Origin of the sequence: Novosphingobium malaysiense, assembly GCF_000802225.1 — a bacterium.
Taxonomy (GTDB): domain Bacteria; phylum Pseudomonadota; class Alphaproteobacteria; order Sphingomonadales; family Sphingomonadaceae; genus Novosphingobium; species Novosphingobium malaysiense.
The window spans coordinates 580,222-594,246 of record NZ_JTDI01000003.1; the positions used below are offsets into that span (position 1 = coordinate 580,222).

The 14,025-nt window shown below is 63.0% G+C and carries 14 protein-coding genes; 8 read left to right on the forward strand and 6 right to left on the reverse strand.

Going from position 1 to position 14,025, the window contains the following annotated elements; all coding sequences use genetic code 11:
* Position 1: 1 nt before the first annotated feature.
* Genes LK12_RS10700 through LK12_RS23805 form a run of 3 tightly spaced genes read right to left on the reverse strand, consistent with a single transcriptional unit; the run spans position 2 to position 1,949 of the window.
* Positions 2 to 826, reverse strand: coding sequence for a kinase (locus LK12_RS10700; protein ID WP_039283297.1), 825 nt, complete (start codon positions 824 to 826; stop codon positions 2 to 4).
* Positions 823 to 1,278, reverse strand: a complete 456-nt coding sequence (locus tag LK12_RS10705) for an MEKHLA domain-containing protein (protein WP_052223320.1) — start codon at positions 1,276 to 1,278, stop codon at positions 823 to 825. Before LK12_RS10705 ends, LK12_RS10700 begins: the two co-directional genes overlap by 4 nt.
* The gene (locus LK12_RS23805; RefSeq protein WP_052223321.1) at positions 1,275 to 1,949 is read right to left on the reverse strand and encodes a TetR/AcrR family transcriptional regulator; all 675 of its coding nucleotides are present in this window, start codon (positions 1,947 to 1,949) and stop codon (positions 1,275 to 1,277) included. Before LK12_RS23805 ends, LK12_RS10705 begins: the two co-directional genes overlap by 4 nt.
* A 136-nt stretch (positions 1,950 to 2,085) precedes the next feature.
* Between LK12_RS23805 and LK12_RS10715 the strand changes: the two genes are divergently transcribed.
* The 7 genes from LK12_RS10715 (at position 2,086) to LK12_RS23810 (ending at position 9,166) form a co-directional block, all read left to right on the forward strand.
* Entirely contained in the window at positions 2,086 to 4,191 is a 2,106-nt protein-coding gene (locus tag LK12_RS10715; protein WP_039283300.1) for a PQQ-dependent dehydrogenase, methanol/ethanol family, read from the forward strand.
* Between the two features lie 129 nt (positions 4,192 to 4,320).
* Positions 4,321 to 5,154, forward strand: a complete 834-nt coding sequence (locus LK12_RS10720; protein ID WP_039283303.1) for a coniferyl-alcohol dehydrogenase — start codon at positions 4,321 to 4,323, stop codon at positions 5,152 to 5,154.
* 138 nt (positions 5,155 to 5,292) lie between these two features.
* The gene (gene ribB, locus LK12_RS10725) at positions 5,293 to 6,600 is read left to right on the forward strand and encodes a 3,4-dihydroxy-2-butanone-4-phosphate synthase (protein WP_039283306.1); all 1,308 of its coding nucleotides are present in this window, start codon (positions 5,293 to 5,295) and stop codon (positions 6,598 to 6,600) included.
* A 1-nt stretch (position 6,601) separates the two neighbouring features.
* Complete coding sequence (ribH, locus tag LK12_RS10730) at positions 6,602 to 7,024, forward strand: 6,7-dimethyl-8-ribityllumazine synthase (RefSeq protein WP_039283308.1); 423 nt, start codon at positions 6,602 to 6,604, stop codon at positions 7,022 to 7,024.
* Positions 7,017 to 7,955: an aldo/keto reductase gene (locus tag LK12_RS10735; RefSeq protein WP_052223322.1), complete on the forward strand. Its 939-nt coding sequence runs from the start codon at positions 7,017 to 7,019 to the stop codon at positions 7,953 to 7,955. Before ribH ends, LK12_RS10735 begins: the two co-directional genes overlap by 8 nt.
* Before the next feature lie 289 nt (positions 7,956 to 8,244).
* Complete coding sequence (locus LK12_RS24925) at positions 8,245 to 8,409, forward strand: hypothetical protein (RefSeq protein ID WP_197063511.1); 165 nt, start codon at positions 8,245 to 8,247, stop codon at positions 8,407 to 8,409.
* Between the two features lie 187 nt (positions 8,410 to 8,596).
* Positions 8,597 to 9,166: a helix-turn-helix domain-containing protein gene (locus tag LK12_RS23810; protein WP_052223323.1), complete on the forward strand. Its 570-nt coding sequence runs from the start codon at positions 8,597 to 8,599 to the stop codon at positions 9,164 to 9,166.
* 100 nt (positions 9,167 to 9,266) lie between these two features.
* Here LK12_RS23810 and LK12_RS10750 read toward each other — a convergent pair whose 3' ends face one another.
* Genes LK12_RS10750 through cysD form a run of 3 tightly spaced genes read right to left on the reverse strand, consistent with a single transcriptional unit; the run spans position 9,267 to position 12,906 of the window.
* The gene (locus LK12_RS10750) at positions 9,267 to 10,004 is read right to left on the reverse strand and encodes a 3'(2'),5'-bisphosphate nucleotidase CysQ (RefSeq protein ID WP_039283314.1); all 738 of its coding nucleotides are present in this window, start codon (positions 10,002 to 10,004) and stop codon (positions 9,267 to 9,269) included.
* Positions 10,004 to 11,926, reverse strand: coding sequence for a sulfate adenylyltransferase subunit CysN (gene cysN, locus LK12_RS10755; protein ID WP_039283316.1), 1,923 nt, complete (start codon positions 11,924 to 11,926; stop codon positions 10,004 to 10,006). Before cysN ends, LK12_RS10750 begins: the two co-directional genes overlap by 1 nt.
* Positions 11,926 to 12,906, reverse strand: a complete 981-nt coding sequence (gene cysD, locus LK12_RS10760; protein WP_269430662.1) for a sulfate adenylyltransferase subunit CysD — start codon at positions 12,904 to 12,906, stop codon at positions 11,926 to 11,928. Before cysD ends, cysN begins: the two co-directional genes overlap by 1 nt.
* A gap of 11 nt (positions 12,907 to 12,917) precedes the next feature.
* Between cysD and LK12_RS10765 the strand changes: the two genes are divergently transcribed.
* On the forward strand, positions 12,918 to 14,006 hold the full coding sequence (locus tag LK12_RS10765; protein ID WP_039283321.1) for a helix-turn-helix transcriptional regulator: 1,089 nt from the start codon (positions 12,918 to 12,920) through the stop codon (positions 14,004 to 14,006).
* Positions 14,007 to 14,025 lie beyond the last annotated feature (19 nt).

Here is a 14,025-nt window from a genome sequence, read left to right on the forward strand (position 1 = left end):
CTCAGCGCTTGTGTACGATCTCCAGAGGTTGCCGAAGGGAATCGAGCCTGATCAACAGGTCGGCGCGCTGGGGCATCTCTGACAGTATATGGCGCGTCAGCCGCTCGTAATGGGCAATGAAGCGGGCAACTGCCGCCGCATCCATTATCCGCGCGCCAGGATCTGCAAGCGCCGCGAGATCGCGTTCCTGTTCCAGCCGCCAGTCGTGGACAACCTCGAAACCCGGAGCGGCCAGCAGCACCAGTCGGTCCATGCGCGCAAACAGCTCCTGGTATGGCCCGGCCAGAGCGTCGTTGACGTAGGCGCGCCAGATGCCCTCGCTATCCTCGCGCGCCTCCAGGGAATTGACGGGCAGCAGCAGGTCTTCCGGAGGCTGGGGCTGCGCACCGACGCACCACCCCTCGAACAGCAGCACTTCGCAACCGGCCGGGGCACGGCCCCACAGGTCCATGGAGACGCGGTCGTCCCTGCCCTTGTCGAAACGCGGCAGACGAGCGCCCTTGCCTTGCCGCAATGCGTCGATCACGGACAGGCCAAGGGCGATGTCGTGCGTGCCCGGGACGCCGCGCGTGGCAAGCAATGGGTGTACCTCGCGGGCCAATGCCTGCCGGTCCGCATGGGTGAGATAGAGATCGTCGATGGAAAGCGCAGCTGCCCGCAAACCTTCACCCGTGCAGGCATCCAGAACGCCGCTGGCCAGCGTGGTCTTTCCCGAGCCCTGCGCCCCGCACAGTCCCATGACCACCGGTCGGTGCGAGCACGCGTCCAGCGCCGCTTTCATTTGCGCCGTGACGGCTTCGACAACGCGAGGATGGGCCGCGCTCATGGCGCGAAGCAGGCGGCCTGGCCGTGTACCTTGCCGTGAGCGTCGGTCAGTTCCCAGACGACTGCCGGCCCGATCCGGAAGCGGCGCCCCTTCGCACTGATGCGGATACCCGCATAGTCGTCGATGAAGCCATTCTCCCGCACCCGGTCGAGCAGTTCCTGGCGTTCCTCGCGCAAGGGTGCCTCGGCCGAGAGCCGCGAAGGCATGCGGGTAAACATTTCGACGTCGACTTCGAAGGCTGCAAGCGCGGCGGCGTTTCCGAAGAAGAAGATCGGATCCGCCTCCGTCCCGTGCGCGACGATGGCCTGCGGAGCGGCCCAGAGCGCAGCGACCGGGTCCTCGGAGGCCGAGACCAGCGGACGTCCGAGGAGCCGGAAATGGCTTTCGGCGATCAGACGGATGCGGGCCGCCCTTTCGGGCGTGCGATAGATATCCGGAACCGGCGCTGTCACGCCACCTCGACCGCAGAGGGAACCGGCTCGGCGGCCCGCTCTGCAGAGCGTACCGAGCGCAGCACGAAGCCGGTATAGAACTCGGTCAGGGCTTCGAGCGAATAGTCCGCCATGGCATCGAGCGGCGATCCGTCCTCGTGGCGATACCAGTCGGCCCCGGTATTGAGCATGCGCATGATGGTCGAGATCATCAGGTAACTGTCGATACCGGCATGGAACAGGCCCTCGCGCACACCCTGCTCCAGCACGTCGCGCCACGCATCGAAGGTTTCCTTGCGCGCCTTGATCAGGTCGAGGAAATCGGGGTTGCGCCGAAACACCTTGCGCTCGTTGAAGATGACCGCATAGGCCTCGATCCGTTCGGCCAGCGCGGCCAGCTCCTCGCGGATGAGAGTGACGAACTTGGTCTCTGCATCGTGACCGGATCCCGCGATGCGCAGGGCCCTTTCGCGCTGGTCCAGCACCGCGTCGCGGACGACTTCGGCAAGCATTTCCTCCTTCGTCGCGAAGTGATGGTAGAGGCTGCCCGAGAGGATGTTCACGTCATCGGCGATCTGGCGCACGGTCGTCGCTTCGAAGCCGTGTTCGGCGAAGCGCCGTGCCGCTGCGTCGAGGATTACCTGGCGGCGATCCGCATTCCTCCTGCGCACGCCTGTCTGCCGTTCCGCCACCTGAGAACCTTCCTCCGTTGTGTTCCAGTATCCGCCCTAGCAAGCGCGCGCCGGCAATGCGAGCCGGATGAGATACGATTTACAAAGGCTCAAAACGCCTTAGACAAGGGACAAAACACGTGGGAAGGGAAGCGGGATGAAGCGCAAGTTCGGGTCGGTCATGGCAGCCACGGCGCTGGTTCTGGCCAGCACGCTCAGTGGATGCACGGCCCAGGCCGACGGCAACGGGGGATCGGGTGTCGATGTCGGGGGCGACGCGGACTGGACGGCCGTGGGCGGCGGCTTCGATGAAACCAGTTATTCTCGCCTCGACCAGATCGGCACCGGCAATATCGACAAATTGGGGCTGGCCTGGTCGCTCGATCTTCCGGGTGAAGTCACGCTCGAAGCCACACCGCTCGAAGTGGACGGTACGCTCTATTTCACCGGCAGCTATGCCAAGGCCTACGCGGTCGATGCAAAGACCGGGAAGATCCTGTGGACCTACGATCCGGAGACGTGGAAGCACGATCCGATGGCCATGCATTTCTCGTTCGGCGCCAACCGCGGCATGGCCTACGAGGACGGCAAGGTCTTCGCGGCCTCGCTCGATGGCCGCGTCTTCGCGTTAGATGCCAAGACAGGCAAGGAATTGTGGGTTTCGGAATCGATCCCCGAAGGCGCTCTCAACATCTCCACCGGCGCGCCGCGGGTGATGAACGGCAAGGTCATCATCGGCAACGGCGGCGCCGACTTCGGGGCACGCGGCTTCGTGACCGCCTTCGATTCCAATACCGGCAAGCTGCTCTGGCGCTTCTACACCACGCCCGGCACCGACGAGGACAACGCGGGCAAGCCGGCAATGGAGCTGGCCGCCAAGACCTGGGGGCCAGACCACCTCAAGGCCGGCGGCGGCGGCGGCACTGTCTGGAACGGCATGACCTACGATCCGGAACTCAACCGGATCTACATCGGCGTCGGCAATGCCGGCCCCTACGATCCCGACATCCGCGACCCCGGCAGCAAGGGCGACAACCTCTTCACCACCTCGATCGTGGCGCTGGACGCCGATACCGGCAAATACATCTGGCACTACCAGGAAAACCAACGCGATTCCTGGGACTACAAGTCCACGCCCAATATCCAGATGGCGACGCTGACGATAGACGGAAAGCCGCGCAAGGTGCTGATGCACGCACCTACCAACGGGTTCTTCTACGTGCTCGACCGCCAGACCGGAAAGCTGGTGAACGAGCCGGGCAAGACCACGCTCATCACCTGGGCCAAAGGCATCGACATGAAGACCGGCCGTCCGGTCGAAGAGCCTAATATCCGTTACGAAACGGGGCTCACCAAGATGTGGCCCGGCACTATCGGCGGGCATAACTGGCAGGCGATGAGCTACAGCCCGAAGACCGGGCTCGTTTACATTCCGCAGCAGCAGATCGGCGCCCGCTTCTCACGCAAGGGTGGCTCGGAAAATGCCTTCAACGTCATGGGCCTGATGTTGGAGCCGATCACCGAAAAACCGGGTGACGGCCACGGCTATCTCGTGGCGTGGGATCCGGTGGCGCAAAAGGAAGTCTGGCGCGTCAAGCACAAGGGCCTGTGGAACGGCGGTACCCTTGCGACGGCCGGCGGGCTCGTATTCCAGGGCACGGCGACGGGCCATTTCAAGGCCTACGATGCGAAGAGCGGCAAGGAACTCTGGAGTTTCAACGCCGGGCTTGGCATCGTCGGTGCTCCGATGAGCTACAGCGTCGACGGCAAACAGTACGTTTCCGTGCTGGTCGGTTACGGCGGCACGACGGCAGCCTACGGCCACTTCATGGACATGGGTTACAAGTACGGCGTTCAACCCCGCCGCTTGCTGACTTTCGCCATCGGCGGCGACAAGTCGCTACCGCCCTCCCCGCCGCCGGACTTCACCGTCCATGCTCTCGATGATCCCGCGCTCACGCTTAACGAGGACGATGTCCTCGCCGGCCGGGCGCTCTCGGTCCAGTGTGCCGCTTGCCACGGCGTCGGCCTGCAGGCGACCGGAACCCCCGGCCCCGACTTGCGGGAATCGGCCATTGCCCTGGACCTCGACAACTTCAAAGCCTTGCTGCAATCGGGAGCCCTGATGTCGCGCGGGATGCCGAGGTTCGAGAACCTGACGGATGACCAGATTCGCCAGCTGCACGCCTATATCCGCGCGAAGGCACGCGAAGCGCTGGGCAAGCGGGAGAAGGACGATACGGCCCCTTCGGCCAAGCTTTGAAATCGTTCATCGTGCCAGCGATCAGCCCGCAACGCGGTTGAAGAGAACGCCAGTCCCAGCCTAGCTAACGCAGCATGAATTTGGGTCCGGTCGCCCTGCGCCGCGCCCCGAGAGAGGAAGGACCGAAAAATGAGTGATGTTCTGGGCTACAAGGGCAAGCGCGTTATCGTCAGCGGCTGCTTCTCGGGCATGGGCGAAGCCACGGCCAAGATGCTCGTGGACCTCGGTGCCGAAGTGCACGGCTTCGACTTCAAGGAAAGCGCGGTGCCGATGGCGTCCTTCACCCAGATCGACCTGCGCGATCCGGCGACGATCGAAGCGGCCGTGGCCAAGGTTGGCGGCAAGGTCGATGCGCTGTTCAACTGCGCCGGCCTTCCCGGCGGTGGCGGCTTCCCGCCGATGGACGTGATGAAGGTCAACTTCCTCGGCACCCGTCACCTTACCGAGCAGGTCGTTCCGCTGATGGGCGACAAGGGCGCGATCGTCTCGATCGCATCGACCGGCGGCCTCGGCTGGAGCCGCCGCATTCCCACCCACATGCAGCTCATGATGACCAAGGGCTTCCAGGGCGGCCTTGAATGGTGCGAAGCCAACATGGATCAGGTCTCGGAAGGCTATGCCTTCTCGAAGGAAGCCGTGATCTTGTGGACCCAGTTCATGGGCGCCCAGCTGATCAAGAAGGGCATTCGCATCAACTGCTCGCTGCCGTCGCCGACGCAGACGCCGATGATGAAGACCTTCCACGAGACCTCGGGCAAGGAAGTGGTCGATGCCGCTGCCGAACCGCTTGGCCGCTACACCACGCCGGAAGAACAGGCCGGTCCTCTGGTGCTGATCAACTCGGACCTCGCCAGCGTCGTCAACGGCATCGTCATGCCGGTCGATGGCGGCTTCATGGGCGGTCTTGCCACCGGCCAGGTCGACATCAGCAAGATGATGGGCGGCCAGAAGCAAGGCGCCTGAGCCTCGCTTTGCAAGACGGGAAAGGGCCGGATCTGCGGATCTGGCCCTTCGCTTTTCCACACGCGGACAGACAATGGTTGCGTTACGATGTGATTATCCCATATGGATTTCACATTTTGATGTGAGCGAGTCATCCCTATGTCCAGCAATGTGATCGAAAAAGTCCGCCAGCTCGTATCCGAGGGTGGCATGAGCAAAGCCGGCCTCGCCCGCGCTGCAGGACTGCACGCCAACACCCTGCGCGACTGCACCGAGCCGGACTGGAACCCGACGGCCGAAACGCTCGGCAAGCTCGAGCGCGTGCTGTTCTCGAACGACGACCGCGAGGTGCTCGTCCCGATCGAGGAAATTATCGACGAGGCCCGCAACGGCCGCATGTTCATCCTGGTCGATGACGAGGACCGCGAGAACGAAGGCGACCTTGTCATTCCCGCGCAGATGGCCACGCCGGCCGCCGTCAACTTCATGGCGACCCATGGCCGCGGCCTGATTTGCCTCACACTGACCGGCGAGCGGGTCGACCAACTTGGTCTCAACCTGATGAGCCAGCACAACGGCACGCGGCACGAGACTGCCTTCACGACCTCGATCGAGGCACGCGAAGGCGTAACCACAGGCATTTCCGCCGCCGACCGCGCCCGCACGATCTCGGTGGCCATCGACGGCAGCAAGTCGAAGGACGACATCGTCACGCCCGGCCACGTCTTCCCGCTGCGCGCGCGCGACGGCGGCGTGCTGGTCCGCGCCGGACACACCGAAGCCGCAGTGGACATCTCGCGCCTTGCCGGGCTCAATCCCTCGGGCGTGATCTGCGAGATCATGCGCGACGACGGCACGATGGCACGCATGGACGACCTGATCAGCTTCGCGCGCATGCATGACCTGAAGATCGGCACCATCCGCGACCTCATCGCCTATCGCCGCAAGAACGACCGCATGGTCGAGAAAAAGGCGGAACTCAGTTTCGTGAGCCGCTACGGGGGCCGATGGACAGCATGCACCTACTTCAACCGTGCGACCGGCGATGAGACGATGGCGCTTATCAAGGGGCGCGTCGATCCCGCAAAGCCGACGCTGGTACGCATGCACACCCTCTCGATCTTCTCCGACATTCTCGGCGAGGAACAGGGCGACCGGGCGGACCTGCTACAGCAGGCCATGGAGATCATCGCCAAGGAAGGCTCCGGTGCGATTGTCTTGATCAACCGGCCTATGGGACGGCTGATGTCGCGCACGATCGATATCAAGCAGCAATACCAGGACGGCGGAGCGCCCGACCTGGAAGAACTGCGCGATTACGGCGTGGGTGCTCAGATCCTGGCCGAGCTGGGCATTCACGACATGATCCTGCTCACCAACACCCATCACTCGCTCGTGGCGCTGGAAGGCTATGGCCTCAATATCGTGGGCGAGCGCAGGATTGCCGCGGTCGAGGGAGCGAACTGAGATGGCCCGTTTCCTGATTGTCGAAGCCCGATTCTACGACCACCTCAACGACATGCTTGTCAGCGGGGCCAAGGCCGCCCTTACGGGTGCCGGTCACAAGGTGGATGTCCTGACTGTCCCGGGCGCGCTGGAAATCCCCGGCGCGATCTCGCTGGCAGATGCCTCGGGCGAGTACGACGGCTACGTCGCCATCGGCGTCGTCATCCGCGGCGAGACCTACCACTTCGAAATCGTCGCCGGTGAGAGTGCCCGTGGGATCATGGCGCTGACCATGGACGGCATTGCCATCGGCAACGGCATCCTTACCGTGGAGAACGAGGATCAGGCGCTCGTGCGCGCCGATCCGGCGCAGAAGGACAAAGGCGGCGAAGCGGCCAAGGCGGCCATCGCCCTGCTTGAACTGAAGGAAAGATTTGGTGGCTGACATTTCTGGAGATCATCCGGCCCTTTCAGGCATTCCGCTGGTACTGGGCGGCAACGTTTTCGGCTGGACGATCGACAGGGATGGAAGTTTCGCCGTGCTCGATGCCTTCTACGAGGCAGGCGGACGCATGATCGATACGGCCGAGGGCTATTCAAGCTGGGTGCCGGGCAACAAGGGCGGCGAATCCGAATCCATCATCGGCGAGTGGCTGGAAACCCGCGGCGTACGTGCCGACATGCGGATCGGGACCAAGACCGGCCAGGGTGGGCCTCCGGGCGCGCTCAAGCCCGAAGCGGTGGCCGCGGCGCTCGAAGGTTCTCTCGACCGTCTGCGGACCGATTACGTCGACCTCTATTACGCGCACCGTGACGATCTGACGACGCCGCTCGACGAGGTCGTGAGCGCTTTTGACGATGCCTATCGCGCCGGCAAGGCGCGGGAATTGGGCGCGTCGAACTACACCGCGGAGCGGCTAGGCGAAGTGATTGCCATGGCCGACCGCATGCAGGCTCGCGGCTTCACGGTGATGCAGCCGCTCTACAACCTCGTCGACCGGCTGGATTACGAAGGTCCGCTGCAGGACCTGTGCGTGGCCAGCGGCGTGGCCGTTCTGCCCTATTACGGGCTCGCATCCGGGTTCCTCACCGGCAAATATCGCAGCGAGGCCGACTGGGCCGATTCGAGCCGTGCACATGCTCTGAACAATGCCGTCGCAAATGGTGGCTGCGCTGTGCTCGAGGCGCTGCGAGACGTGGCGCGGGAACTCGATGCGGCCTGTGCACAGGTCGCGCTAGCATGGCTGGTAAACCAGCCCGGCATCGCTGCACCGCTTGCCAGCGCCACCACCCCATCGCAGGTGGCGGATCTCGCGGGCGCCACGCGACTGCAGTTGACTGCCGAGCAGAGTGCTCTCCTCGACAGTGCTAAGTGAATAAGCGTATCTACTTAGGTATCATTACTGTTTTGAAATGTGCGGATACGCGCGGAAATCGAATTTCAATTCTTTGTCGTCACTACGCCCTTGCAAATTGTTCATATATTGGACAGTTGTGATAAATCGATTTCATTTGATCTGAGATCATTTAATCGAGTGTCTTCCGCACCGGGGCAACACGGATGTTTGCTCCATAGCGGATATTATTCGTGGCTTCCAAGAGCCTTGGGATCGGTCGCAAATCTGGCACGGGAACTTGTTCAGCCGCGCCTTTTGGAGAACATGCGTGGACAAGATCGCTATTGCGAAGTCGCTGGCGAATGACCTCGAAAAGCACCTTTGCACGCTAGAGACGATCGGTGCCCTTGTCGCCGCGGCTCACCTCGACGCCGCTGTCGCGTCCTTGCGCCAGACGTTCGACATCCCCGTCGATAAATCCGAACCGGAATAACCTCACCGAGACGACTGCCCCGACCGCTGTCAATACTCGTAAATGTTGGTGGGCATACAGGGCGACAACTTCCGCCTGATTGAACAGTAATCAGGTGTGCCGTCCGTTCTTGCTCCCGACGGTCTAGTAATTGCAGCAGGATTGTCTTTCGCACAATTTTGCGCACTGGCGTGGGTGGGCCCGGACGATGAACAATACGGACCATTCGGTAAGAAACAGGGCGAAGGCTGTCCGGCTGATCGGAGTGGCGAACGAACTTCTTGCCATGGCCCGTGAACTGGAGATCGGAGAGCCCTTGGCGCCCTGCCCCAGTGAAGTCGGTGCATCGCAAGGCGCTGTCTCGCATGCCGGCAGGAGCTCGGTCATGCGGGACCACCCGATGTGGTGCGAACTGGCGCGTCAGACATACGATGATCGTCGGCGCCGGACCAAGATCTTCCAGTCGGAGGATCTGTTCGGAGAGCCCGGATGGGATATCCTGCTAGACCTTTTCATTGCCGCGAAGGAGCGCCGCCGGGTTTCGGTAACGAGTGCCTGCATCGGCGCGGCCGTCCCGTCGACCACGGCCCTGCGCTGGATCGCCGTATTGGAGCGGCACCATCTGCTGGTCCGTGAAGCCGACCCCGGCGATGCCCGGCGTGTCTACGTCAAGCTGAGCACGCGCGGCTATGACGCCATGCTCGAATATTTCGCCTCCGCCTCCCGGTCTGTCGTGCTGGTGGACGATGTGCCCCCGCATGTTGCAGCAGCCCGATAGATTGGCTGCGACCTACCGCGCCCCCGATGTAGCAGGTGGGCTCGTCGCCGGGAGGTGCGCGGGTGGCCGATATTCCCCGGTATCGGTCACCCGCAAGACATCAGAGGAAAGCCTTTACCTTATCGAGCACCATGTCGGCATGTTCCTTCCGGCAGATCAGCAGGTCGGGCATGTAGACGTCTTCCTGATTGTAGACGAGCGGGCTGCCATCGATGCGCGAGGCATGCAGTCCCCAGCCCAGCGCCACGGCGGCGGGTGCCATACTGTCCCACTCGTACTGTCCGCCCGAGTGTAGATAGATGTCCGCCTCGCCGCGCAGGATCGCCATGGCCTTGGCGCCGGCCGATCCCATGGGGACCAGTTCGCCGCCGATCGCTTCGCATACGCCCGTCGCCTCCTTGGCCGGGCGGGTGCGGCTGACGACCATGCGCAGCTTTTCGGGTGCAGCCGGAATTTCTCCCGGCTGATCTGATCGCAGCACCACGTCGAGCCCGGGCAGCGCCACGGCGCCGAGAGACGGCGCGCCGTTCACCGCCATGCCGACGTGGACGGCCCAGTCGGAGCGCTCTTCGCCGTACTCGCGCGTACCGTCCACAGGGTCGACGATCCAGACGCGTTCCTTGGCGAGACGCTCCGGATTGTCCTTCTCTTCCTCGGAAAGAAGCCCATCGTCGGGCCGCTGCTGGCGCAGGGCATGGACGAGGAACTGGTTCGCGGTCTGGTCCCCGGCCTTGCCCAGGGACTTGCCTTCAAACATGCCCGAGGCGCGGACCTGGAGCAGGATCTTGCCGGCCTGGTCCGCGAGATGGGCTGCGAGATCTCCATCCGACATGCTCATCAAGCGTCTCCCAGCAGGGTGTCGACGATGAGATTGGCCGCTTCTTCCGGCGACAGCTTGGTCGTGTCGATCCGGATCTCCGGGCTGCGCGGCGCTTCATAGGGGCTGTCGATGCCGGTGAAGTTCTTCAGTTCGCCCGCACGCGCCTTTTTGTAGAGGCCCTTGACGTCGCGCGCCTCGGCCACCTTCAGCGGCGTGTCGATGAACACCTCGAAGAACTCGCCTTCGGGCAGCATCGAGCGAACCATTTCACGGTCGGCCTGGAACGGCGAGATGAAGGCGGTGATCACGATCAGGCCTGCATCCGCCATCAGCTTCGAGACTTCGCCGACGCGGCGGATGTTCTCGATGCGATCGGCTTCCGTGAAGCCCAGGTCCTTGTTGAGGCCGTGGCGCACGTTGTCGCCATCGAGCAGGAAGGTGTGCCGGTTCATCCGGTGCAGCTTCTTCTCTACGAGGTTGGCGATGGTCGACTTGCCCGAGCCCGAAAGCCCGGTGAACCACAGTACGGCCGGCTGCTGGTTCTTGAGCGCGGCGTGCTGCTTGCGGCCGATGTCCAGCGCCTGCCAGTGGACGTTCTGAGACCGGCGCAGCGAGAAGTTGAGCATGCCCGCCGCCACAGTGGCATTGGTCATCTTGTCGATCAGGATAAACCCGCCCAGCGCGCGGTTTTCAACATAGGGCTCGAACACGACCTGCTTGTCCGTAGTGATCTCGGCCACGCCGATGGCATTGAGTTCCAGCGTCTTGGCCGCCAGCTCGTCCATCGTGTTGACGTTGATCTCGTACTTCGGCTCGGCCACCGTCGCCGACACCATCTGCGTGCCGAGCTTGAGCCAATAGGCACGTCCCGGCACCATGGCTTCATCGGCCATCCACACCAGCGTCGCTTCGAACTGGTCGGCAGTCTGCGGCGGGTTGTCCGCAACCGAGATCACCGAACCGCGCGAGCAGTCGATTTCATCATCGAAGCAGATGGTAACGGACTGGCCGGCACCGGCCTCCTCGAGCTCGCCATCGAACGTGACGATCTTGCTGACCGTGCTGGTCTTGCCCGAGGGCAGCACGCGCACCTTGTCGCCCGGCCTCACTTCGCCGGTGGCGATGAGCCCTGAAAAACCGCGGAAGTCGAGATTGGGACGGTTCACCCACTGCACCGGCATGCGGAACGGCTTTTCGGCATCGACCGAGCTGAGCACTTCCACCGTCTCGAGGTGATCGACCAGCGTCGGCCCCTCGTACCAGGGCGTGTTCTCCGAATGCTTGGTGATGTTGTCGCCCTTGAAACCGGAAATCGGCATCGCCGTGAAGCTCTCGATCCCGATCGAGTTCGCGAACTCGGTGTAATCGGCAACGATCTTGTCGAAGACGTCCTGCTGGTAGTCGACCAGGTCCATCTTGTTCACGGCGAGGACGATGTTCTTCACGCCCAAAAGGTGGCAGATGTAGCTGTGACGGCGCGTCTGGACGAGCACGCCCTTGCGCGCGTCGATCAGGATCACCGCGAGATCGGCGGTCGAGGCGCCGGTCACCATGTTGCGGGTATACTGCTCGTGGCCCGGGCAGTCGGCGACGATGAATTTACGCTTCTCGGTGTTGAAGAAGCGATAGGCCACGTCGATGGTGATGCCCTGCTCGCGCTCGGCGGCGAGGCCGTCGACCAGCAGCGCGAAGTCGATTTCCTGACCCTGCGTGCCGACTTTCTTGGAATCGGCGCTGAGCGCGTCGAGCTGGTCTTCGAAGATCATCTTCGAATCGTAGAGCAGACGGCCGATCAGCGTGGACTTGCCGTCATCGACACTGCCGCAGGTGATGAAGCGCAGCATCGTCTTGTGTTCGTGCTGCTTCAGGTATTCGTCGATATCCTCGGAAATGAGGCTGTCGACGACGTACTTCGGTTCGGTGGTTTCGGTATCGGCCATCAGAAGTACCCCTGCTGCTTCTTGACTTCCATCCCGGCGCCGCCGGAATCCTTGTCGATTGCGCGGCCCTGCCGCTCGGAGGTGGTGGTGAGCAGGGTTTCCTGGATCACCTCGGGGAGTGTCTTGGCGGTGCTTTCGACCGCGCCGGTCAGCGGGTAGCAGCCCAGCGTACGGAAGCGGACCGAACGCATGACCGGCTTTTCGCCTTCCTTGAGCGGGAAGCGATCGTCATCGACCATGACCAGCATGCCGTCGCGCTCCACGGTAGGGCGCTCCTCGGCGAAGTAGAGCGGCACGATCGGAATGTCGTTGAGGTGGATGTATTGCCACACGTCGAGCTCGGTCCAGTTCGAGATCGGGAAGACGCGGATCGATTCACCCTTGGCCTTCTTGGCGTTGTAGATGTTCCACAGCTCGGGACGCTGGTTCTTCGGGTCCCAGCCATGCGACTGGGTGCGGAACGAGAAGATGCGCTCCTTGGCGCGGCTCTTTTCCTCGTCGCGGCGCGCGCCCCCGAATGCGGCATCGAAACCGTACTTGTCGAGCGCCTGCTTCAGGCCTTCGGTCTTCCACATGTCGGTGTGAAGCGAGCCGTGGTCGAACGGGTTGATCCCTTTCTCCTGCGCTTCCGGGTTGTGGTAAACGAGCAGGTCCATGCCCGACATCTCGGCCATCTTGTCGCGCAGTTCGTACATCGCCTGGAACTTCCACGTGGTATCGACGTGGAGCAGCGGAAACGGCGGCGGCGAAGGATAGAATGCCTTGCGGGCAAGGTGCAGCATGACGGCGCTGTCCTTGCCGACCGAGTAGAGCATCACCGGCCGTTCGGCCTCGGCTACGACTTCCCGGATGATGTGGATGCTTTCAGCTTCCAGCCTCTCGAGGTGCGTCAGGGTTTTCATGGAACATCCCTTGTTGGTTGGTCCCTTTTCGGGTCGCGAATCTTCATTGCAGGGATGACTTTCGGAAAAACCTCCCATATGGGAGGGTCATGGCTTTGACGAGTGGAGACGAGACCGATCTGCTGCTGCCGCTCTTCCGCGGATTGTCCGGGGATGAGCGGTTTTCGACGTTTCTCGAGAGGGTTAGGCGCCGTACCGAATCCGAATACGTTGGGCTTATTCAGCGCGTGGGCGTCGGTCCGCACGCCGAAGTGAACGAATTTCACGCCGGAATCGACCTGCGAACCCAGGCGCAGGAAAGCGATGCGCTCGACGCCCATGCCCTCGATCGCTTCCACTACGACAGCCTGCGGCCGGGCCGGGTCTATGCCATTTCCGAATTCTTCGACCACGATCCCGTCTACCGCGCAGATCGCCAGCGGCGCATGCAACGCCTCGGCATCGCCGACGAGCGGGTCGTGCGCATCCCCGACATCGACGACGTCAGCACCTGGCTCGTCATGGCCCGTGCGCGTCCCTGCACGGCGGCCGACAGTGCCTTGCTTTCGAACCTGACCCCCTATCTCGAACAGGCGCTGCGTGCGCACGTCGAACTGGAGCGCAATCGCATCCGCGCCAGCGTCAGCGTACAGGGTCTTGCCCGATCGGCCACGGCCTGGATGGTGATGGACCGCGAGGCGCGATTGCTCTCGATCGATCCGAGGCTGGAGACATGGATGCAGGGAACGCTCGGCTACAGTCCCCGCATCGGCGAACGTTTGCGTGATCTCGGTGTGCAGACCGAGCGCGATCTCATGGCCGCCGCCGCCCACTTCGCCGGCGACGAACCGGGACCGCCCCGCCCTCTCCTGCTCAACGAACACCCGCGCCTCGAAGCCCTGCTCTCCGCGACGACCGAGATGCCGCGCCGTTCGATGCTGGTGCTTTGTCGCCTGCCGAATGCCCGCACGTCGGAAAGCGTGGATCGCTTGGCGCGTCTTTTCGACCTGCCCAAGCGCGAAGCCGAACTGGCAGTCGCGCTCAACGAAGGCCTGTCCATCGCCGAGGCGGCCGAGCGCATGGGCCTGACACTGGAAACCGCGCGCAATTATTCAAAGCGGCTCTACGCCAAGCTGGGGGTACGCGGCCAAGCGGAACTGGTGCGGCTCGTGAGCGACAGCGTGGCGGTGATGGCTTAGATTTCCTCGATGATGCAGA